Origin of the sequence: Klebsiella michiganensis (assembly GCF_002925905.1) — a bacterium.
In the GTDB taxonomy this organism is placed as follows: domain Bacteria; phylum Pseudomonadota; class Gammaproteobacteria; order Enterobacterales; family Enterobacteriaceae; genus Klebsiella; species Klebsiella michiganensis.
Genome location: NZ_PRDB01000021.1, coordinates 1 through 19,407 on the forward strand (window position 1 = coordinate 1; position 19,407 = coordinate 19,407).

At 58.4% G+C, this 19,407-nt stretch carries 19 protein-coding genes and 1 pseudogene; 2 read left to right on the top strand and 18 right to left on the bottom strand.

Going from position 1 to position 19,407, the window contains the following annotated elements; all coding sequences use genetic code 11:
- Positions 1-108: 108 nt before the first annotated feature.
- The 8 genes and pseudogenes from CDA56_RS26770 to CDA56_RS26805 all read right to left on the bottom strand — a co-directional run bounded on the left by CDA56_RS26770 (position 109) and on the right by CDA56_RS26805 (position 9,347).
- Positions 109-1,332 carry an acyl-CoA dehydrogenase family protein gene (locus CDA56_RS26770; RefSeq protein ID WP_032719789.1) on the bottom strand — a complete coding sequence of 408 codons (1,224 nt, stop codon included), beginning with the start codon at positions 1,330-1,332 and terminating at the stop codon, positions 109-111.
- Positions 1,333-1,342: 10 nt separating this feature from the next.
- The gene (locus tag CDA56_RS26775) at positions 1,343-2,764 is read right to left on the bottom strand and encodes an MFS transporter (protein ID WP_014838232.1); all 1,422 of its coding nucleotides are present in this window, start codon (positions 2,762-2,764) and stop codon (positions 1,343-1,345) included.
- Positions 2,765-2,939: 175 nt separating this feature from the next.
- Entirely contained in the window at positions 2,940-3,818 is an 879-nt protein-coding gene (locus tag CDA56_RS26780) for a MetQ/NlpA family ABC transporter substrate-binding protein (protein ID WP_014229036.1), read from the bottom strand.
- Complete coding sequence (locus CDA56_RS26785; RefSeq protein WP_014229035.1) at positions 3,815-4,513, bottom strand: methionine ABC transporter permease; 699 nt, start codon at positions 4,511-4,513, stop codon at positions 3,815-3,817. Before CDA56_RS26785 ends, CDA56_RS26780 begins: the two co-directional genes overlap by 4 nt.
- Positions 4,510-5,529, bottom strand: a complete 1,020-nt coding sequence (locus tag CDA56_RS26790; RefSeq protein ID WP_032749403.1) for a methionine ABC transporter ATP-binding protein — start codon at positions 5,527-5,529, stop codon at positions 4,510-4,512. The genes CDA56_RS26785 and CDA56_RS26790 overlap by 4 nt, the downstream gene beginning before the upstream one ends.
- The gene (locus tag CDA56_RS26795) at positions 5,526-6,932 is read right to left on the bottom strand and encodes an LLM class flavin-dependent oxidoreductase (protein ID WP_048261867.1); all 1,407 of its coding nucleotides are present in this window, start codon (positions 6,930-6,932) and stop codon (positions 5,526-5,528) included. Before CDA56_RS26795 ends, CDA56_RS26790 begins: the two co-directional genes overlap by 4 nt.
- A gap of 143 nt (positions 6,933-7,075) precedes the next feature.
- Positions 7,076-7,246 (bottom strand): annotated as a pseudogene (locus CDA56_RS31390) (FAD-dependent oxidoreductase); the annotation flags it as partial.
- Positions 7,247-7,730: 484 nt separating this feature from the next.
- On the bottom strand, positions 7,731-9,347 hold the full coding sequence (locus CDA56_RS26805) for a peptide ABC transporter substrate-binding protein (protein ID WP_009653393.1): 1,617 nt from the start codon (positions 9,345-9,347) through the stop codon (positions 7,731-7,733).
- Positions 9,348-9,536: 189 nt separating this feature from the next.
- On the opposite strand from CDA56_RS26805, the gene mpaA reads away from it, so the two are divergent.
- A complete protein-coding gene (gene mpaA / locus CDA56_RS26810) occupies positions 9,537-10,250 on the top strand; it encodes a murein tripeptide amidase MpaA (protein ID WP_102802791.1) in 714 nt (237 codons plus the stop codon).
- On the opposite strand, the gene ycjG is transcribed toward mpaA, so the two are convergent.
- Positions 10,241-11,206 (bottom strand): L-Ala-D/L-Glu epimerase, encoded by a 966-nt coding sequence (gene ycjG, locus CDA56_RS26815; RefSeq protein ID WP_049084316.1) that lies wholly within the window; start codon positions 11,204-11,206, stop codon positions 10,241-10,243. The two genes, mpaA and ycjG, sit on opposite strands and share 10 nt — an antisense overlap.
- Before the next feature lie 101 nt (positions 11,207-11,307).
- Here ycjG and tpx point away from each other — a divergent pair, with 101 nt between their 5' ends.
- Positions 11,308-11,814, top strand: coding sequence for a thiol peroxidase (tpx, locus tag CDA56_RS26820; RefSeq protein ID WP_004850226.1), 507 nt, complete (start codon positions 11,308-11,310; stop codon positions 11,812-11,814).
- Positions 11,815-11,859: 45 nt separating this feature from the next.
- Here the strand turns inward: tpx and CDA56_RS26825 are convergent, their stop codons facing one another.
- From CDA56_RS26825 to pspA, 9 genes are all read right to left on the bottom strand, one after another.
- Positions 11,860-12,915: an AbrB family transcriptional regulator gene (locus CDA56_RS26825; protein WP_032749413.1), complete on the bottom strand. Its 1,056-nt coding sequence runs from the start codon at positions 12,913-12,915 to the stop codon at positions 11,860-11,862.
- A gap of 116 nt (positions 12,916-13,031) precedes the next feature.
- Positions 13,032-14,573: a transcriptional regulator TyrR gene (tyrR, locus tag CDA56_RS26830; protein WP_004850219.1), complete on the bottom strand. Its 1,542-nt coding sequence runs from the start codon at positions 14,571-14,573 to the stop codon at positions 13,032-13,034.
- A gap of 285 nt (positions 14,574-14,858) precedes the next feature.
- Entirely contained in the window at positions 14,859-15,920 is a 1,062-nt protein-coding gene (locus CDA56_RS26835; protein ID WP_032692728.1) for a YcjF family protein, read from the bottom strand.
- Positions 15,917-17,314 (bottom strand): YcjX family GTP-binding protein, encoded by a 1,398-nt coding sequence (locus CDA56_RS26840; protein WP_014229029.1) that lies wholly within the window; start codon positions 17,312-17,314, stop codon positions 15,917-15,919. Before CDA56_RS26840 ends, CDA56_RS26835 begins: the two co-directional genes overlap by 4 nt.
- 88 nt (positions 17,315-17,402) lie before the next feature.
- Positions 17,403-17,717: a thiosulfate sulfurtransferase PspE gene (gene pspE / locus CDA56_RS26845; protein WP_014229028.1), complete on the bottom strand. Its 315-nt coding sequence runs from the start codon at positions 17,715-17,717 to the stop codon at positions 17,403-17,405.
- A 33-nt stretch (positions 17,718-17,750) separates the two neighbouring features.
- Positions 17,751-17,981 carry a phage shock protein PspD gene (gene pspD, locus CDA56_RS26850; protein WP_064377174.1) on the bottom strand — a complete coding sequence of 77 codons (231 nt, stop codon included), beginning with the start codon at positions 17,979-17,981 and terminating at the stop codon, positions 17,751-17,753.
- Positions 17,982-18,000: 19 nt separating this feature from the next.
- Positions 18,001-18,360, bottom strand: coding sequence for an envelope stress response membrane protein PspC (gene pspC / locus CDA56_RS26855; RefSeq protein WP_025106993.1), 360 nt, complete (start codon positions 18,358-18,360; stop codon positions 18,001-18,003).
- Positions 18,360-18,584, bottom strand: a complete 225-nt coding sequence (gene pspB, locus CDA56_RS26860; RefSeq protein WP_004101459.1) for an envelope stress response membrane protein PspB — start codon at positions 18,582-18,584, stop codon at positions 18,360-18,362. Before pspB ends, pspC begins: the two co-directional genes overlap by 1 nt.
- Positions 18,585-18,634: 50 nt before the next feature.
- Positions 18,635-19,303: a phage shock protein PspA gene (gene pspA, locus CDA56_RS26865; RefSeq protein WP_004121203.1), complete on the bottom strand. Its 669-nt coding sequence runs from the start codon at positions 19,301-19,303 to the stop codon at positions 18,635-18,637.
- Positions 19,304-19,407: the final 104 nt, after the last annotated feature.

The following is a 19,407-nucleotide window of genomic DNA, read 5'->3' on the forward strand; positions in this document are numbered from 1 at the left end:
CCGGCATGATTACTGCCCCCAGTCGTCCATGATCCGGGGGATGCTCCCCCGCTCAATCGTGATGGGGGTGCCAACGATCCTTACGGAGAGGCTCCTTCGCCGTGTTTCTCAGCCCTGCGATTTCTCGCCGTCGCCAATCTGCCAGATAAAGGTTGGCGCTTCGCCGTTAACCAGCCAGTTACCGATATTTCTCGCCTTATAAATCACCGGATTGTGCGATGCCACGGTGCGCGCGTTGCGCCAGTGCCGATCGAGGGCCTTACTCACTCGCGTATCCGACGCGCCGAGGGCGTTGAACAGCTCGGTGGCCGCACGCGGGATCCAGTCGCTGGCAATCACCTGCGCCTGCGCCGCTTCGACTTCAGCCAGACGATTGCGCTGTTCAATGAGCGCTTCGTCGCCGCTGGCATGCGCAAGGTAGGCCTGATGCAACGATTCCGCCGCCTGCAATACCGCCGCCCGCGTCGCCCAACTCCAGCTACTGATTTGTCCCACAACCTGGAGTACCTGCGCATCGTCGCGCGGCACGGCGGCATTGCCGTGGCTGTACATCCGGGTCCGCTTTTTCACGCCTTCGGCGACGTCACGCTCAACTGCCAGGCCAATTCCCGCCAGCGTCGCCAGCAGGATATGCTGATAAAACGCGGTCTGATAACGAAAGCGCTGCGCAAAGTCGTAGACGTGATCCTGCTCCACCTGCGCCTGTTTGAAGCGGGTCGTGCCGCTGCCGGTCAGACGCTGACCGAAGCCGTCCCAGTCATCCTCACGTTCAACGCCGGCCTGGCTCGTGCTGACCAGCGCAATCACATCGCCCTGGTTGTCGCTGCGCCGGGCGAAAACATCTATCCAGTCGGCAAACAGCGTACCTGTGCTATAGAATTTCTCACCGTCCAGCCGCCAGCCGCCTTCAACGGGCGTTACGCGGGTGAAAACCTCCCCCAGCCTGACCGCGCCGATTTCGGTCCAGCCGCTGCCCACCAGCTCGCCGTCGAGGAAGCGACGGAACCAGCGATCGCGCGCCGGCGAGTCAGGTTGATTGAGGCGGTCTTCAACGAAGGCGAAATGCGCCCGCAGCGCCTGCGGCAGGTTGGAGTCGGCCTGAGCCAGCTCAATAAGCAGCGCAATTAATTGCGGCAACGACGCGCCCCAGCCGCCCTTTTCCCGCGGAATGCGTACCGTGCCAAATCCGGCCTCTTTCAGCCAGCGGATCTGCTCATCGGGCAGGATGCGGTTTTGTTCGCGCGCCGCAGCTCCCTGCGCGATACGGGCAAAAATCGGTCGGAAGGTCGCCGCCAACTGTTCATAGTCAGTGCCGGTAGAGAGTAAAGTCATTTTCTGTTCCTCAATGGTGGCTGTCGTCAATGTCATATTGGGTAGGCTCATGGCGTACCGCGAGCAGGAAGAAAATTGGGATAATGGCGGCCAGCGATACGACCCAGAACATTTGCGTACCGAGCGATGCCTGCAGCAGCGGCAGCACAAACAGCGCCAGCGCGCTGCCAATACCGGAAAGTGCGCGGCTGAAGCCGACCCCGGTGGCGCGAATAGCGGTTGGGTATGAAAGCGCCGGATAGATCATCAACTGCGCGCCGGGACCAAAGCCCTCGGCAAACAGCCACAGCCCCAGCATCGCAATCGCCAGCGCTACACCCAGCGCGGCCTGCGGCTGCCCCACCAGCGCGAGGACGATCAGGGCGATAAACTGCAGTGCGAACCCGGCGATCGCGACGTGTCGCGACGGGTATTTCCATGCCAGGTGCATCCCCAGCAGCCCACCGGTAAAGGCGAACAGCGCATTGAGTCCCAGCGAGGCGGAGATGGTTTCGAACACGCCAGCACCAAGGAATTGGGCGAGAATGGACGGCAGGAAAAAGGCGATCGCCGTATACTCAAATGAGATACAGACGTTCATCACCCCGGCGACAATAGTGCGTTCGCGGTACGGTTTTGCAAATAGCACGCGAAAGCTCACTTTGGGCGGCGGAGCAGGACGTTCTGGCGGTGCTTCGTGAGCGTTGATCCCGTAAGAGTCGCGCAGAATACGCACAGCCGAGGTCAAATCGCCCTGGTTGGCCGCCCATAACGGCGATTCATTCATGAATTTGCTGCGCACGGCAATAATCAGCAGCGCCGGAACCGCGCCGAACAGCAGCGATGCGCGCCACAGCCAGTCCAGATGTTCTTTTGGCAACAGGAAATAGAGCCCAAAGATGATTAAAAAACAGACCGTCGAGGCGGCGTACCACATCGGACACCAGGCCGCGAGCCGCGCGGCCTTATTACCCTTCCCGCTAAAGCGGGAAAACTCGGCCAGATAAGACATGGCGACCGGGAGATCAATCCCGACGCCAATCCCCATCAGGAATCGCGCGCCGATTAATACCCAGACATTCGGCGCCAGTCCTGCCGCAATCGCCGATACCACAAAAAATAGCATATCGGCCATAAACACCGAATAACGGCCATATTTATCCGTCAGCCAGCCGCCGATTAAATTACCGATAATCGTGCCGACCATTATTGACGAGGTGACAATGCCGGTTAAAAGCGGCGAGAGCTGGAATTCCCGCACCACATCATCAATACCGTAAGAGAGCGTGGTTAAATCATAAGCGTCGAGGAATACACCGCCGAGCGCGAGGAATACAATCATCCGCGCATATTTACTCTGCTCCCTGCCGGAATTAATTAATCGCGCCACATCCCCGACGCTACTCACCGGTGCCGAAACGGCGCCAGCATTATCAACAGACAGAGTACTCATATTATTTACCTTATATAATTGTGCAGGTGACTCTGGTTATAAGCCGGGCTTTAGCATATTAAAAACAATAAATAATCATATAATTATCAATATATTCAATAAGTTAATAAATAATGACACCAGTAACCGGGCGAGCAGATGCCCGTCCGGTTATTATCGTTTCATCAATGATGTCTTAGTTTGCTGAGACCGGAACCAGTACGTCTTTGACCAGCGGATCGTCAGTGGTCTTTAACCACGTCTGAATACGCGGATCGGAAAAAGCCTGTTTTAATTTGACAATATTCTCCTGCGATAAATACGGTGTACCGATGACTAATTGCGAGGCAAACGTTTTAGGCGCAGGCGGGAATAATATGCCTTTTTCTCGCGGGACTTTTCCGGCATCAAATTGTGAGACATAACCAATAGCGGCATCCACCGAATTCAGCGCACGCGGCATGGTTAATAAATCCAGCTCTTTAAAATTGAACTTGTGCGGGTTGCCGACAATATTTTTCAGTTTCGCCGTGCGCGGCTCAACCGCCGGATCGAGTGAGATTAACCCTATCCTTTGCAGCAACCATAATGCCTGCCCCTGGTTAGCGCCATCATCCGGCACGACGAGGGTCGCCCCGACGGGCAAATCCTGTACCGATTTATAGCGGTCGGAATAGATCCCGAAGGCCCACTGAAAAACCGGCACGGTCGTCGAAAGCGCAAAGCCGTTGGCGTCCACCACCTGCTTAAGCCACCACTGATGTTGATAGATAGTGCCGGCATACTGCCCCTCCGCCACGGCTCTGTCCGCCTGTACCGGATCCTGTACGCCCACCGCCTCCAGCTTCAGGCCATAATCGGGCGCAATATGCTGACTGATGTACTCAATAATTCGCTGCTCGCCCGCCATCGCCGGTTCGTAGTGAATTTTTAACGTCGTACCGAAAACGACCTGCGGCGCCTGCGCGTATCCGCGCCACCACCAGAACGCGACGGCCAGCGCCGCGATCGCTGCCAGCGCCGCCAGCCATGGCCAGCGGCGGGCTTTACGGAGTTCAAACTGTTCTGTTGTCATGAAGAAATCCCCTGAGTGTGGCGAAGCTTATTGACCAGACGGTCGCCAAAGAATTGAATGATCTGAATCGTGGCGATCAGCACGACAATGGTGGCGATCATGATGTGATTGTCGAAACGCTGATAGCCGTACACGACCGCCAGATAGCCGATCCCGCCCGCACCGATAGTGCCGGCAATCGCCGAATATTCGATCATCGACACTAGGTTAAGCGTGACCGCCGCCACCAGCGCAGGCAGCGCCTCGCTGAGCTGCGCGTGGCGGATTATCTGCCAGCGCGAACCGCCGCACACCAGCCCCACCGCGGTAACCTCCGCCGGGAGTTCGCGCAGGGCGTTTTCCACCAGACGGCCAAAAAATGGCACGCCAGCGGCAATCATCGGCACCACCGCGGCAGGGATGCCGATAGTGGTGCCCGTAAGCCAGAACGTAAACGGGATAATCGCCGCCATTAACACCAGAAAGGGCAGAGAGCGCCCCATGTTGACGCCCCAGTTAAGCACCTGGTAAAGCGCGGGACGCGGAAATAATCCTCGCGGCGAGGCGTTGAATAACACCACGCCCACCACGCCGCCAAGGGTCACCACAAACAGCATCACAATGGCAACCATCAGCCAGGTTTCACCATAAGCAGGCAGCAGCAATGTGTGGATTTCATGCCACGGCGTATCCTGGCTTATCACTGTCGGTTTCATACCGCCTCCTGTAGCTCGGGGGCGTGTGCAAGGATTTCCGCCGCAATGCCCAGCTGCGCTAAAAGCGCGATCGTTCGATCCGCTGACAGTCGTTGTCCCTGAAATCGGACGCCGACCTGTAAACGCCCCGCCAGTTGACCGTTGATCACTTCCACATGGCCGCCGAGCAAATCTATCTGTAGCGCATGCTGGTGGCTCAGACGGCTGATCCAGTCAGTCGCCACCGGCACATCCCAGCGATAACTCAGGCGCAGCAGCAGATCGCTGTTAACAGCGATGGGCGACAGCGGCAATAGCTGCTGACCAAGCAGGGAATCCGGACGGGCCAGCAGCTCTTTCACCTGCCCGTACTGGACTATCGCGCCATCGCGGATTTCCGCCACCGCATCCGCCGCGGCGCGTACCGCATCCATTTCATGAGTAATCAGGACTATCGCCAGCCGGTACTCATCACGTAGCTGTCGGAGCAAACCCAGCACCGTGGCGGTCGCCTGGGGATCCAGCCCAGACGTGGCCTCGTCCGCCAGCAGTACCGACGGACGTAATGCCAGCGCGCGAGCGATACCAATGCGCTGACGCTGTCCGCCGGAAAGCTGGGACGGATAGGCCTCCGCTTTGTGACTCAGCCCTACGCTCTCCAGTAGTTCACCGACCCGCGCCTTAATGTCGCGTTCCACCACGCCCAGATACTCCAGCGGCACCGCGATGTTTTGCCACGCCGTTTTGCGATTCAGCAGCGCTGAGGATTGAAAAACGGTGCCGATCGCGCGCCGTTCACGCCGCAGCGCCTCCCCTGACAGTAATGACAAATCTTTGCCGTTAACCTTGATACTGCCGCTATCGGGGCGTTCCAGCAGGCTGATGCAGCGCGCCAGGGTCGATTTCCCCGCGCCGCTCGGCCCTACCACCGCGGTAATGGAGCTGGCGGGCACCCTGAGCGATAATCCCTTCAGAACCTCGCTGACGCGGCCATCCGCCGTGCGGTAGCGTTTATGCAGATTATCGATATCAATCATGCCGCCGTCTCCTTCGCCCCAACATCGTTTCGCACGCCGCGACGGTAGTCTGCCCCCGGGTGCGGCGCGGTCAGGCGCGGCCCGGCGCCGAACAGTTTTTCGCGCAGCGTGCCTTCCCGGTAATCCTGCTTAAAGACGCCGCGTTTTTGCAGCTCTGGTATTAATAGCTCCACCACGTCGCGGAAGGTTTCATGCGTCACGGCGTAGGCCAGATTGAAGCCATCGACATCGGTTTCCTCGACCCAGGATTGCAGTTCATCGGCCACCGTTTCCGCACTGCCGACGAGCAGCGGGCCAAAGCCGCCGATGCCCACCCAGTCCGCCAGCGCTTCCACCGTCCATTGACGATTCGGGTCGGCGGTGGAAAACGCCTCAACCGCCGACTGGATGGCGTTGGTATGCAGGTATTTCAGCACCTGGTCCGGCCGATACTGACCGAAGTCAATACCGGTCCAGCCGGAGATCAGCGCCAGCGCGCCCTCATAGCTAACGTATGATTTGTATTCCTGCCATTTGGCCTGCGCCTCGCGATCGGTTTCACCCACGATCGCCGTTTGCAGATTGAAAATCAGAATGCTGCGCGGATCGCGCCCGGCTTCCGCGGCGCGACGACGAATATCCGCGACCGTCTTCTTCAACAGAACTTTCGACGGCGCAGCGACAAAAACGCACTCGGCATGCGTGGCGGCAAACTGTTTTCCGCGGCTGGAGGCCCCCGCCTGATAGAGAACCGGCGTGCGCTGCGGCGACGGCTCGCACAGATGGATGCCCGGAACGGAGAAAAAGTTGCCCTGATGGTTAATCGGATGGATTTTCTGCGGATCGCTAAAAATTCCCCGTTCGCGATCGCGCAAAACCGCGCCGTCTTCCCAACTGCCTTCCAGCAGTTTATACACGACGTCGAGGTATTCATCGGCGTAGTCGTAGCGCGCATCATGGTCGGTCTGCGCCTGATACCCAATATTGCGGGCGCCGCTTTCCAGATACGAGGTAACAATATTCCAGCCCACCCGTCCTTTGGTCAGATGATCGAGCGTCGACAGCCGACGGGCAAATGGATAGGGATGCTCAAATGACAGCGATGCGGTCAGACCAAAGCCAAGGTGTTCCGTCACCAGCGCCATCGGGGTTATCAGCGCCAGCGGATCGTTTACCGGCACCTGCGTCGCCTGACGAATCGCCGCATCGCCGTTGCCGTTAAATACATCGTAAACGCCAAGCACATCGGCAATAAACAAGCCGTCAAATTTGCCGCGCTCCAGAAGGCGCGCCAGATCGACCCAATATTCCAGATCTTTATATTGCCAGGAGCGGTCGCGCGGATGGGCCCACAGGCCCGGCGACTGGTGACCGACACAGTTCATATCAAACGCGTTAAGGCGAATCTCTCGTTGCGATGGCATAGCGCTCTCCACGGTGTGTCCAGGTACTGGCACACGCTTATTAATGAAAAGGATAAAAGGGGAAAAAATCAGGACTCGGGACATCGGGCGGACAGGCTGAAACCCAGCGTCGCCAGCGTTTCTCCGGCAATGGCGGCAGCACGATCGGCCACCTGTGGCGCTTTCCGATAACGATACACATCCCAGTAGCTACGCAGATGATGCAGGAAGCGCTGGCGCAGCGTTCCCTGCCGATAGTCGCCAGGCCATTCCTCGCTTTCTCCGCTAAGGTTGCTCTGCGAGAGCAATCTACGGCGAGAGAACGCCAATATGTTGATATTATCGTCAGCTTTCTGCGTCATTATCCATTTCCTATATAACCATATTCGATATTTATCGAAGACTTATTTTAATTTTGTTATATGGGTGTTAGCGATAATCATGCCAAAGGCTGCGCATTATTTAATTCATGTTAATCAATGGTTTTAAAAAATAGGCTTGCGCAAGAGCTGTTGCGAATGCGCCAACTGATGCACACAGCCTGTTGTATTAGCAACAGCCGGGCAAGGCGTGCCTCTGGTTGCTGGTGCCAGTACTATTACGTTGCGACGCCTGCAACGCGTGCGAGCTAAAGTTGTTCACTGAGTTGACGGCACTGCTTTAATCCTGAACGAATAACAGCATCGGAAAGTGGGAGTTTGGGGCTGAAACGACCTGGATGAAGATACTCAGAATGCGAAAGGAGACACTGGCGCTGTAAGCCGCGCCAGTTGTGGGTTTAGCGATGGTTGTCTGATGTTAGCAGGAGGTCAGTACGCATCAGTGCTTCACGATATACATTGTGCGGCTATAGGCCACGTCCTCCGGATTGGCTATCGGATACCCTTTCAGCCACGGTTTAATCAGACGCCCGTTGGTGTACTGATAAATCGGCGCGATGGGCGCTTTCGCCATAATGATTTTTTCCGCCGCGTTGTAATCGTCATTGCGCGCCTTTTCCGACGTTTCCAGCGCCGCCTGGGTCAGAATTTTGTCGTAGGCCGGATCGTTGAAACGGGAGATATTACCGCTGTGGGTCGAGGTGAGCAGCGACAGGAACGTCGACGGCTCGTTGTAATCCCCGACCCATGAGGCGCGAATCACATCGAAGTTGCCGGTATTGCGGCTGTCGATATAGGTTTTCCACTCCTGATTTTGCAGCTTCACGTCGACGCCCAGATTTTTCTTCCACATGGAAGCCACCGCAATCGCGATTTTCTGGTGGTTCTCCGAGGTGTTGTACAGCAGCGTCAGCTTCAGCGGACGGTTCGGACCGTAGCCCGCCGCCTGCAGCAGCGCTTTGGCCTGGGCATTCAGCTCGGCCTGGCTCATGCTCTCGATTTGCGTCGGCTGCGGGGTAAAGCCTGCGGTCACGTCCGGGGTAAAGCGCCAGGCCGGTTTCTCGCCGGTACCCAGAATTTTCTCCGCCATCAGACGGCGATCGATAGTCATGCTGAGCGCCAGGCGGACGCGCTCATCGGCGGTTGGCCCTTTCTGCGTGTTAAACGCGTAATAATAAGTGCCCAGCTGCGGCGGGGTATAGACCTGCCCCGGAATATCCTTCAGCAGCTTCTGGTACAGATTTTTCGGGAACGACTCGGTGATATCGATATCGCCGGCCAGATAACGTTTGGTGGCCGCCGATTCCTGGTTAATGGGCGTAAATGTGACCTGCTGGATCACCGTTTTGCCGTTATCCCAGTAGTGCGTATTGGGAACCACCACCAGCTTTTCATTCACCACGCGATCTTTTAAGACATACGCGCCGTTGCCAATCAGGCTTCCCGGACGCGTCCAGTTGTCGCCGCTCTCCACGTTAGCCTTCTGCACCGGATAGAAAGCAAAGCTCGCCGTCAGATTGCTGAACCACGGCAGCGGTTTATCCAGCTGCACGCGCAAGGTACGCGCGTCCACGGCGGTGACGCCGAGGGTATCCGGCGCGGCTTTACCATCAATAATATTTTGCGCATTGGCGATTCCGGCCAGCGCAGCAAACCAGGCAAACGGGGAGGTGGTTTTAGGATCAACCAGCCGCCGCCAGCTATAGACGAAATCCTCCGCCGTTACCGGCGTTCCGTCGGACCAGCGGGCGTTATCGCGCAGGGTAAATGTCCAGACGCGATTATCATTGCTCTGCCAGCGAGTCGCCACGCCTGGGATCAGATTGCCTTTCTCGTCCTGATTGACTAAACCTTCAAAAAGATCGCGGATAACCTGAATTTCAGGCAGACCGACGGCTTTGGCGGGATCTAAGGAGGCGGGTTCATCTTTAATGTGCCGCACCAGCACCTGTTTTTCGGCTAATACGGTGCCCGGCGGGACATCGGCCGCCCAGGCAAGAGAAGAGACGCTGGCTAACCACAGCGCGCCGCATGTCAATGTGACAGGATACTTCATAAGATCCCCTTTAAAATAAAAAAACCAGAGCTGGCAGTGCGATAATTATTTGTTTCATCACCTGAAATTGCAAACGGCTTGTGAAAGAAAGTTGACATATATGCTGATTTCGTCCTCGCTGGAAACTATTTGATTCCGGGACGGTTTTACACAACACTGCTGAAAAATAACCTGACAACAGGATGCCCTATGCCAGTTTCTCGTCCTCGCCCTCAGCGCGGTGATTTTCCGCCCGGCACACAACGCTATGGCCAGTCTCACCTCGGCGCGCCGCTGCTGTGGTTCCCTGCACCGCTGGCCGATAGCCGCAGCGGCCTGATCCTTGCCGGTACCCACGGCGATGAAAACGCATCGATTGTCACCCTCTCCTGCGCGCTACGTACGCTCAAACCCGAGCTGCGCCGCCATCATGTCGTGCTGGCGGTCAACCCGGACGGTTGCCAGCTGGGGCTGCGCGCCAACGCGCGCGGCATCGACCTGAACCGGAATTTTCCGGCGGCAAACTGGAAAGAAGGCGAAACGGTCTATCGCTGGAACAGCGCGGCGGAACAGCGCGATGTGGTTCTGCTCACCGGCGAAAAACCCGGTTCAGAACCGGAAACCCAGGCGCTGTGCCAGCTGATCCACCTGATCCATCCCGCATGGGTGGTTTCGTTTCACGATCCGCTGGCCTGTATTGAAGACCCCGGCCACAGCGCGCTGGGGCAGTGGCTTGCCGGGGCGTTCAGCCTGCCGCTGGTAGGCAGCGTCGGCTATGAAACGCCCGGCTCCTTTGGCAGCTGGTGCGCGGATATCGGCCTGCCCTGCATCACCGCCGAATTCCCGCCGATATCCGCCGACGAGGCGACGGATAAATACCTTCAGGCGATGACGGACCTGCTGCACTGGCATCCTCAAAGATGAAGCACGCCGGTGCTGAAATGCAGCGCCGGCTCAACGTCCACCGCCAGCCAGGTCGGGCCATCGAGGTCGGCAAATCGGGCCAGCGGCACCAGCGGCAGCGCCGCGCTGATGGCTCTTGAGGTACACAGCATGCAGCCCAGCATCCGCGCAAATCCCAGGCGCTCCGCCTCCTCAGCCAATAGCAGCGCTTCGGTCAGACCGCCGGTCTTATCCAGTTTGATATTGACCATCTCATAGCGGCCGCGCAGCGCCGCCAGGCTGTCGCGCGTATGACAGCTCTCATCGGCGCAAATGGGCAGCGGGTGGATAAAATTCTCCAGCGCTTCATCGGCCCCAGCCGGAAGCGGCTGTTCCAGCATCGCCACGCCAATATCCGCCAGCAGCTGACAGCGCTCGGCCAGGCCATCGCTGCGCCAGGCTTCGTTGGCATCCACGATGAGCGTTGCCTGCGGAACCGCTTCACGAATGGCAATCAACCGCTCGCTAATCAGATGATCGTCGAGCTTCACTTTCAGCAACGTGGCCCCTTTTTCCCACAGCGCCGCCGCGCTCGCCGCCATCTGGTCCGGCGTGCCGATAACCACCGTTTGCGCCGTAACCACCCGGTTGGGCAGCGTCACGCCCAACAGCTGCGCGATGCTCTTACCCGCGCTGCGCGCCTGACAGTCCCAGAGCGCGCAGTCCACGGCGTTACGCGCGGCCCCGGGGGGCAGCAGGTGCTGAATCTGCTCACGAGAGACGCCGCGTTCAATCTGTTCGCCAATCGCCATAATCTGCGCCATCACCGAGGCTATACTCTCTCCGTAACGAGGATAGGGCGTGCACTCACCTGTCCCCTTGACGCCATTCTCTTCAATCTCCACCACCACGACTTTTGCCTCGCTGCGGCTGCCGCGGGCGATCACAAACGGAGTATGTAACGGCCAGGCTTCTTCATAGACTCGCAGATTTCGCATTCCCTGAACCTCGCAGGTAAGTATTAAAAGGATTTGCCGTGCTGATGACGGATGTCATACACTAGCCGCGACGTTAACTATATGTAAACAGGAAGATAACCATGTCACAAACCGTGCATTTCCAGGGCAACCCCGTTTCTGTTCAAGGCACCATTCCGCAGGCAGGCGCTAAAGCGCAGCCGTTTACGCTGGTGGCCAAAGATCTCTCTGACGTCGCGCTGAGCCAGTTCGCCGGCTCCCGTAAAGTGCTGAACATTTTCCCAAGCATCGATACCGGCGTTTGCGCGGCATCGGTACGTAAATTTAACCAGCTGGCGTCTGAACTGGACAACACCGTCGTGCTGTGCATTTCCGCTGACCTGCCGTTCGCGCAGTCTCGCTTCTGCGGCGCTGAAGGCCTGAACAACGTTGTCACTCTGTCTACCCTGCGCGGCGCGCAGTTCCTGGCCGACTACGGCGTCGCTATCTCCGCGGGCCCGCTGGCCGGTCTGGCGGCGCGTGCTGTGGTCGTCATTGATGAAAATGACCAGGTTGTTTACAGCCAGCTGGTGAATGAAATCACCGAAGAGCCGGACTACGACGCAGCCCTGGCCGCGCTGAAAGCGTAATATCCCCGCCAGGTAATATAAGCCCTCGTTAACCGGGGGCTTTTTTTATTGCCGCGCCGCATAGCGGGAGATGAAGCGCGCAATCGCCGGGCCGGTCAATAAGATGGTGAACAGGCGCAGCGTCTGCATTGCCATAATAAACGACATATCCGCCCGCGTACCGGCGGCGATAATCGCCACCGTGTCCAGTCCGCCCGGACTGGTTGCCAGATAGGCGGTCATAAAGTCCAGCGGCAAAATCTGCGTCAGCCCATAAGCCATCAGCGCGCACAGCAGGATCAGGCCGATAATCGATGCCAGGATCTGCGGCAGGGTTTTCAGCGCCAGCAGGAAAATCTGTTTATTAAACTTTAGACCAACGCTCCAGCCGACGGCGGCATAGGCCAGCGCCAGCAGCCATTCGGGAAGTTCGAGCAGCAGCCAGCCTTCTCCCTGCACCAGCGCGCCAATCAGCATCGGGAAGAGCATCGCCCCGGAAGGAAAGCGCAGCCGCAGCCCAAGCCACCCCGCCGCCGCCGTCAACAGAAGCGTAAGCGGCAGCTGCCGGCTGATCGGCGGAAACCAGGCGACCTGCTGAGTCATCTCCTGCGCTTCACCGCCGAGCGCGACGCGCACCACCAGCGCCGCGGCGCCGGCAACAAACAGCACCCGCAGATACTGCATCAGCGCGACCAGCCGGACATCGGCGCCGTACTCCTGGGCCATAATCACCATCGCCGAGGCGCCGCCCGGCGAACTCCCCCACGCCCCGGTGGCGCCGGGCAGATCGCTGTAGCGCACCAGCAGCCATCCCGCCAGCGCGCTGATAGCGAGCGTGGAAAAGAGAATCAGCAGCACCAGCGCCCAGTTTGCCAGCAGAACGCCGAAAATGGAGGGCGTCAGGCTGCGGGCAATCATGCAGCCGATAATCGCCTGGGCGGCAATAAAAAAGGGACGGGGTACGCGAATTGCCGCACCGCGCAGGCTCAGGGTGATGCCGGCAATCATCGGCCCCAGCAGCAGCGCGGCGGGAAGGTGAAACCAGAACAGCACAAAAGAGATCGCGCTGGAGAGCGCCAGCAGTTTCATCCATTGAAAAAAATGACTACGCCAGATCCGCATGCGTATGCCTGCCATAAAGAGGGTAAAAACGCAGTATATACCGATTCATTTGACGCCAGCCCCCCTCCCTTTTCTGGAAATGCCGGCCGGCGGCGCAGGCAGCCGGCCGACGGGCATTACTCATCGCCCTTTTTCTGGCTCAGGCCATATTCGCGCAGCTTATTGGCGATGGCGGTATGCGAGACGCCAAGACGCTTGGCCAGCTTACGCGTGCTGGGGAAGCTGCGATAAAGCTGGGTGAGCACCGAGCGTTCGAAACGGCGGGTAATATCATCCAGTGAGCCTTCCATCGCTTCTTCGCCTACCGCCAGCGAGGAGACGTCGTGATCCGGCAGCAGAATATCCTGAGGGCGCAGCTCGAAACCGTCCAGCTGCGTCAGCGCGCGATAGATCGCATTTTTGAGCTGGCGCACGTTGCCCGGCCAGCTGTAGCGCATCAAAACGCTGTTCAAATCAGCGGAGAGTTTCGGCCGCGGGATGCCCTGCTCATCGGCAAAACGCGCCACGAACAGCTCGGTCAGCGGCATGATGTCCTGCGGGCAATCGCGCAGCGGCGGCAGATACAGGGTCAGGACGTTAAGACGATAGTAGAGGTCCTCGCGGAACAGCCCTTTTTGCACCAGCTCCACCAGGTTTTTCTGGGTAGCGCAGATCACCCGGACATCAACGTGGACTTCATGATCTTCACCAACGCGGCGGAAAGTTCCATCGTTGAGGAAGCGCAGCAGCTTGGTCTGCATGCGCGGCGACATTTCGCCAATTTCATCCAGCAAAACCGAGCCGCCGTTAGCCTGCTCGAAGAAGCCTTTCTTGCCCTGAACGGCGTCGCCGAACAGCTCGCTCTCCACCGCGTCTTCCGGGATGGAGCCGCAGTTCAGCGCCAGATAAGGTTTCCCCGCGCGCGGGCTGGCCAGATGGCAGGCGTGGGCCAGCAAATCTTTCCCTGTGCCGGTATCACCGACGATCAGCAGCGGCGCGCTGAGCATGGCCAGCTTACGGGCCTGCTCGACAACGTGGCGCATTTTCGGGCCTACGGCGAGGATCTGGCTAAAGGCGCTGGTGTCCTGAATGGTCATCGTTTGCAGCTGGCGCCCCATACGGACCGTCGAACGCAGCATCGCTACCGCGCCGGTTAGTACCTTCTCGCCGTGTTCGCCTTCGAGATAAACCGGGGTGATCTCCAGCAGGAAGTTCTGCCCGTTGACCACCACGTGCTCGGCGTGGGACTCCTGCGGACTGTTTTCCAGCCAGCGCTGGACGTTAAAATCGGTAATCAGCTGCGCGACCGGGTGGCTGCGCAGCTTCTCCTGACTCTGGCCAAACAGCTGGCAGCTGGCCGGGTTAGCCAGTTCGACTTTTCCTTTGGTGTCGAGAGACAGCACCGGCTCAGGCATCGCCACCAGCAGCGCGCTGAGCGCCAGATGTTCGCGCTCTGACGGCATCCACGCCACGGTGCGCACGTCGGTGACGCCGGCGATACGACGAATTTCCGCCATCAGGCTGCTGAAGCTGGCGAAATCCAGCTCGGCGAAGTTGAGATAAATTCGGCCAATAGGGTCAATATCGATGCCCCGCAGGTCGATACCGCGCAGCACCAGTAAATCGAGCAATTCACGAGTCAGACCAAGACGGTCTTCACAAAAGACTTCAAGACGCATAGGCGTTTTCACCCTAAAGAGGCCAATAACCGATGAATGATAGGACAGTTATTTGCTGGCGTGAAGATAGCTGTCAACAATTATTGACAGTATGGCGGAAAAATGGCCTTTCTGCCGTAAAGTTATGCGCTCAGAGGAAAAATGACGATGAGATAAGCGGCTATCATCGCTTCTGCTTTTCTCCCCGGCTTGCGCTGCGCGTAGCCGGGCTACAGGTTACAGCCTTCTGTGAAACGGTAGCCCGGCTAAGGCGTTCACGCCGCAAGCCGGGAATGCTTAAGCGACTTATTTTTCCGCGCCGCTTTTGCTCTTCTGCAACGTCTCTTTTAGCTGGCCGATCAGCTCGCGGCGAAAATCCCCCAGCCGCGGTTTATCGTCGGCGATCCACGGCAGCGGACGGCACAGCTCCATCGCCTTAATACCCAGCCGCGCCGTCAGCAGACCGGCGCCAATTCCCTGCGCCGCGCGCGCCGATAGCCTGGCCGCGAGATCCTGCGACATCCAGTCCATCCCGACTTCCCGCACCAGCTCGCTGGCGCCGGCAAAAGCGATATTCAGCAGCACCAGGCGGAACAGGCGCAGGCGGCTGTAGTAGCCCAGTTCAATACCGTACAGAGTGGCGATGCGGTTGATCAGACGTAAATTACGCCAGGCGATAAACGCCATATCCACCAGCGCCAGCGGGCTGACGGCAATCATCAGCGTCGATTCCGCCGCCGAACGGCTAATCTCACGCCGCGCCTGCGCATCCAGTACCGGCTGCACGATCTGCGCGTACAGGCTCACCACTTCACGATCGTTCTGCGTTTCATGGATCGCCGCATACCAGCGCTGCAGCGCCGGGTGCGAGTGATCCAGCCCCGCCTGCTGGGCCAGCTTTTCGCAAAAGGCGCGCCCTTTGCCAACCGCATGGCTGTGCATCAGGTCCCGCGCCTCATCGCGCTCGTGGGCGCGCTGGCGTAGCCGCCACAGCCGGCGCCATTCGGTCGCCACCGAACCGACGCCCGCCCCGACGATCAGCGCGCCGGCAGCGCAGCCGCCGAGGGCGATCCAGTCCTGCGTTTGCCAGGCGGTCATCGTCCACTGCACGCCCTGCGCCACGACGCTGACGCCAAAAATAGCCAGCCCGGCGCTGACCATCTTTCGCCACAGGCTGCGCTTAGGTCGCAGCACCGATTCCACCACCGCTTCCGCCGCGCCCTCTTCTTCTTCCGGCGCGTCGAGCCGCGCAGGAGCGAACTTCTCCGCATCGGCGCCGTCAAAAGCGCGCGCGGATTTCAGAATTTGCGCCTTTTCCACCTCCAGCGGGCCATCGAAATCGATACGCGGTTTTAAAGGTTCGGTCATCGCAATTTATCTCCGATCAAAAATTCCAGCGCCGCGTCAAGGCGAATATGCGGCAGCGGTTTATCAACGTCCATTACCTGCGGGCGAAAGTTTTCAAACTGAAAGCCCTGCTGCTCCCAGAAGGCCTGACCCGGCAGGCGCGCGGGCACTTCTCCGGGATAGACGGTCAGCGGCTGTCCGTCGCTTAGCCGATGTCCCCGCAGCGCAGGGATCTTCTCACCGTTCACCTCGATAAGGCCGCTCTGCGTCGCCTGAATCGACGCCAGCCCCAGACAATCCATGCTGATGCCTTCAAACGCCGCGTTCTGCCAGGCATCCTGAATCAGCTGCTGCAGCAGCGACACCATATTGCTGTGCTGATCGACGGTGACGTGATCGGCTTTGGTCGCGGCAAACAGCAGCTTATCGATAACCGGTGAGAACAGGCGACGAAACAGCGTGCGCTGCCCGTAGTGGAAGCTTTGCATCAGCTGCGTCAGCGCGAGACGCATGTCGTTAAACGCCTGCGGCCCGCTATTAAGCGGCTGCAGGCAATCCACCAGCACGATCTGCCGATCGAAGCGCAGGAAATGATCTTTGTAGAAGCCCTTAACCACTTTCTCGCAATAGTATTTAAAACGCTCGCGCAGCATTCCGGCATTGGTCTGTTTGTCCGCCTGCGCCAGCTTAGCTTCACCGGCGGCATCAACGTCCGGCCAGGGGAAGAACTGCAGCGCCGGCGCGCCGGCCATTTCGCCGGGCAGCACAAAGCGCCCCGGCTGAATGAAGTGCATCCCTTCGCGCTTACAGGTATGCAGATAGTCGGTCCACGCCGCGGCGATCTCCGCCAGACGGGTTTCATCGGCGGGCGCCAGCGGATCCAGTCCTTCGCATAGCTGCCGCCAGCGCGCTGACCACTCCGCCCTCTGCCCCTGCAGTAATCCGGTCATCTGCCGTGACCAGGTCAGATAGTCCTGGGCCAGCATCGGCAGATCCAGCAGCCACTCGCCGGGATAGTCGACAATCTCCAGGTAGAGGGTCGAGGTCTCTTTAAAATGGCGCAGCAGCGAATCGTTGGAGCGATAGCGCAGAGCGAGGCGGATTTCGCTGACGCCGCGGGTGGGCGTTGGCCAGACCGGCGGCTGACCGTACAGCTGGGCCAGCCCTTCGTCATAGGTAAAACGCGGAATGCCGAAATCCCGCTGCGGGACGCGCTTGACGCCCAGCAGGCGTTCTTCACGCGCTGCGCTGAGCAGCGGCAGCCGCGCCCCGGCGTGAATATTGAGCAGTTGATTTACCAGCGCGGTGATAAAGGCGGTCTTGCCGCTGCGGCTAAGGCCGGTGACGGCCAGGCGAAGATGCCGGTCAACCCCACGATTCACCAGCGCATTAAATTCTGTTTTGAGTCGCTTCATCGCCATCCTGTTGAGCCTGAAGAACGAGGGAAATAGACATGAGGGCTAATCATAAAGTGCAATAGCCCCGCTGCGACGGGGCTGAAGATTATTTGCTGGCGCTTTTCGGCCTGGCGATCTGACTGAGGCCGCCGGCATTCACCACCTGCGTGTAGCCCATTTCGCTCAGCATCTGCTGAGCCTGGCCAGATTGCCGGCCAACGTTGCAATAGACGTGAATGGTATCGTTTTTATCCGGTACTTCAGCCGCAATCCGCGTTTTTAAATCCGCCAGCGGGATATTCACCGCCCCGTCGACGTGTTCTTTTTGATACTGCTGCGGAACGCGGACGTCAATCCAGTGCTCCGCCGCGAAGACGGGTAAGGCCATGGCCAGCGCTAAACCCAGAAGCAGTTTTCGCATTTTATCATCCTGATAGAGTGAGTTTTTAGGCACTCATAACATACGCCATCCGCGACGTTTAGAAAACCGCTGCGCCGCCCGGCTGAGCATCGGTTCCAGAACAAGCATCAGCAGCATTTTCAGCGGCCGACGCGCGACGGATTTTACCGCCCAGCCTGCGACGCCCGCCGGGCCGTAGCGCAGCGCGGTGAGCAGCACCAGCTTGCCTGCGATTTTCAGACCCGGTTTGACTTTTTGCCTGGCCTGCTGCCATTTCATGTTCATTATTAACCTCAACTTTCAGTTATAGCTGGCGAAAACGACTGCGTAGCGAAAAGGTGTCGGAAGTGACGTAGCGTTCCATTTCACGCAGACGACGCTCCCCTGTTGCCAGCTCCTTATCCGCGGCGGCCAATAGCTCTCCGCTGCTCGGCGTTTTTTCACCATACAGCTCGCTTTCCGGCATAGGATCCAGCGCAAACGAGAGAATGATGTAGGCCACCACCACAAACAGGAACAGGCCAAAAATCATTGCCAGTACGGTAATCAGGCGCACCAGCTTAACCGGCACGTCCAGATACTGCGCGATGCCGGCGCAAACCCCTTTCACCATGCCCTGCTGCGGAATGCGCCACAGTTTTTTACTCAGATCCAGTCCGCTCATTATTTCTCTCTCCAGTTCGGATGCTCAGCGTCAAGAATCGCCTCCAGCGCCTGAATACGCTCGCGCATACGCTTCGCGTCATCGGTCAGCTGCAGCAGGCGCTGCTGTTCGTTCTGCGATAGGCTGCCGCTGGCGGTGCGGTTGTTGTAATGCAGCCAGAGCCAGACCGGCAAAACAAACAGCACAAACAACGTCAAAGGGATGGCGAGAAAAAGCATGCTCATGTGAACTCCTTGCTGATGGCGGCGGCACGTCTTGGTGCCGCCCGAAGATATTACTGGTTATTTTGATTCATTTTGGCTTTCAACGCCGCCAGCTGCTCGCTGATTTCATCGTCCGCTTTCAGATCGGCGAACTGCTGATCCAGCGATTTATCTTTACCGAAGCGGTGGCTTTCGGCTTCGGCTTCCATATGATCGATGCGGCGTTCAAACGATTCAAAACGCGCCATCGCCTCGTCAATCTTACCGCTGTCCAGCTGACGGCGAACGTCGCGGGAGGAGCTTGCAGCCTGATGACGCAGCATCAGCGCCTGCTGACGGGCGCGGGTTTCGCTGAGTTTGTTTTCCAGCTCGCCAATCTCTTTTTTCATCCGCGCCAGCGTTTCATCAACCAGCTGCGCTTCGTTTTCCAGGCTGCCGATAAGGTCGGTCAGCTTCTGCTTTTCGATCAGCGCCGCACGGGCCAGATCCTCTTTCTCTTTACGCAGCGCCAGTTCGGCTTTTTCCTGCCATTCCGCCTGCTGGGCAACGGCCTGTTCAATACGACGGCTCAGCTGTTTCTTTTCAGCCAACGCCCGCGCCGAGGTCGAACGGACTTCAACCAGCGTGTCTTCCATCTCCTGGATCATCAGCCGAACCAGCTTCTGCGGATCTTCCGCTTTCTCCAGCAGAGAGTTAATGTTGGCGTTCACGATGTCGGCAAAACGAGAAAAAATACCCATAATTTCAATCCTCATAGTTCTGGTGTCAGGCACCGGCCTGTGCCATGACTAATACAAATGCCGTGCCAAGTTTTTATCTTATTGATTTTAATGGAAGTGGTTGT

Coding starts and splice junctions, on each gene's coding strand:
- CDA56_RS26775 (WP_014838232.1), bottom strand. CDS start 2,764: ATGAGTACTCTGTCTGTTGATAATGCTGGCGCCGTTTCGGCACCGGTG.
- CDA56_RS26770 (WP_032719789.1), bottom strand. CDS start 1,332: ATGACTTTACTCTCTACCGGCACTGACTATGAACAGTTGGCGGCGACC.
- tyrR (WP_004850219.1), bottom strand. CDS start 14,573: ATGCGTCTTGAAGTCTTTTGTGAAGACCGTCTTGGTCTGACTCGTGAA.
- pspC (WP_025106993.1), bottom strand. CDS start 18,360: ATGAGCGGACTGGATCTGAGTAAAAAACTGTGGCGCATTCCGCAGCAG.
- pspB (WP_004101459.1), bottom strand. CDS start 18,584: ATGAGCATGCTTTTTCTCGCCATCCCTTTGACGTTGTTTGTGCTGTTT.
- CDA56_RS26785 (WP_014229035.1), bottom strand. CDS start 4,513: ATGAAACCGACAGTGATAAGCCAGGATACGCCGTGGCATGAAATCCAC.
- tpx (WP_004850226.1), top strand. CDS start 11,308: ATGTCACAAACCGTGCATTTCCAGGGCAACCCCGTTTCTGTTCAAGGC.
- pspD (WP_064377174.1), bottom strand. CDS start 17,981: ATGAACATGAAATGGCAGCAGGCCAGGCAAAAAGTCAAACCGGGTCTG.
- CDA56_RS26805 (WP_009653393.1), bottom strand. CDS start 9,347: ATGAAGTATCCTGTCACATTGACATGCGGCGCGCTGTGGTTAGCCAGC.
- CDA56_RS26825 (WP_032749413.1), bottom strand. CDS start 12,915: ATGCGGATCTGGCGTAGTCATTTTTTTCAATGGATGAAACTGCTGGCG.
- pspA (WP_004121203.1), bottom strand. CDS start 19,303: ATGGGTATTTTTTCTCGTTTTGCCGACATCGTGAACGCCAACATTAAC.
- CDA56_RS26790 (WP_032749403.1), bottom strand. CDS start 5,529: ATGATTGATATCGATAATCTGCATAAACGCTACCGCACGGCGGATGGC.
- mpaA (WP_102802791.1), top strand. CDS start 9,537: ATGCCAGTTTCTCGTCCTCGCCCTCAGCGCGGTGATTTTCCGCCCGGC.
- ycjG (WP_049084316.1), bottom strand. CDS start 11,206: ATGCGAAATCTGCGAGTCTATGAAGAAGCCTGGCCGTTACATACTCCG.
- CDA56_RS26840 (WP_014229029.1), bottom strand. CDS start 17,314: ATGAAGCGACTCAAAACAGAATTTAATGCGCTGGTGAATCGTGGGGTT.
- CDA56_RS26795 (WP_048261867.1), bottom strand. CDS start 6,932: ATGCCATCGCAACGAGAGATTCGCCTTAACGCGTTTGATATGAACTGT.
- CDA56_RS26780 (WP_014229036.1), bottom strand. CDS start 3,818: ATGACAACAGAACAGTTTGAACTCCGTAAAGCCCGCCGCTGGCCATGG.
- pspE (WP_014229028.1), bottom strand. CDS start 17,717: ATGCGAAAACTGCTTCTGGGTTTAGCGCTGGCCATGGCCTTACCCGTC.
- CDA56_RS26835 (WP_032692728.1), bottom strand. CDS start 15,920: ATGACCGAACCTTTAAAACCGCGTATCGATTTCGATGGCCCGCTGGAG.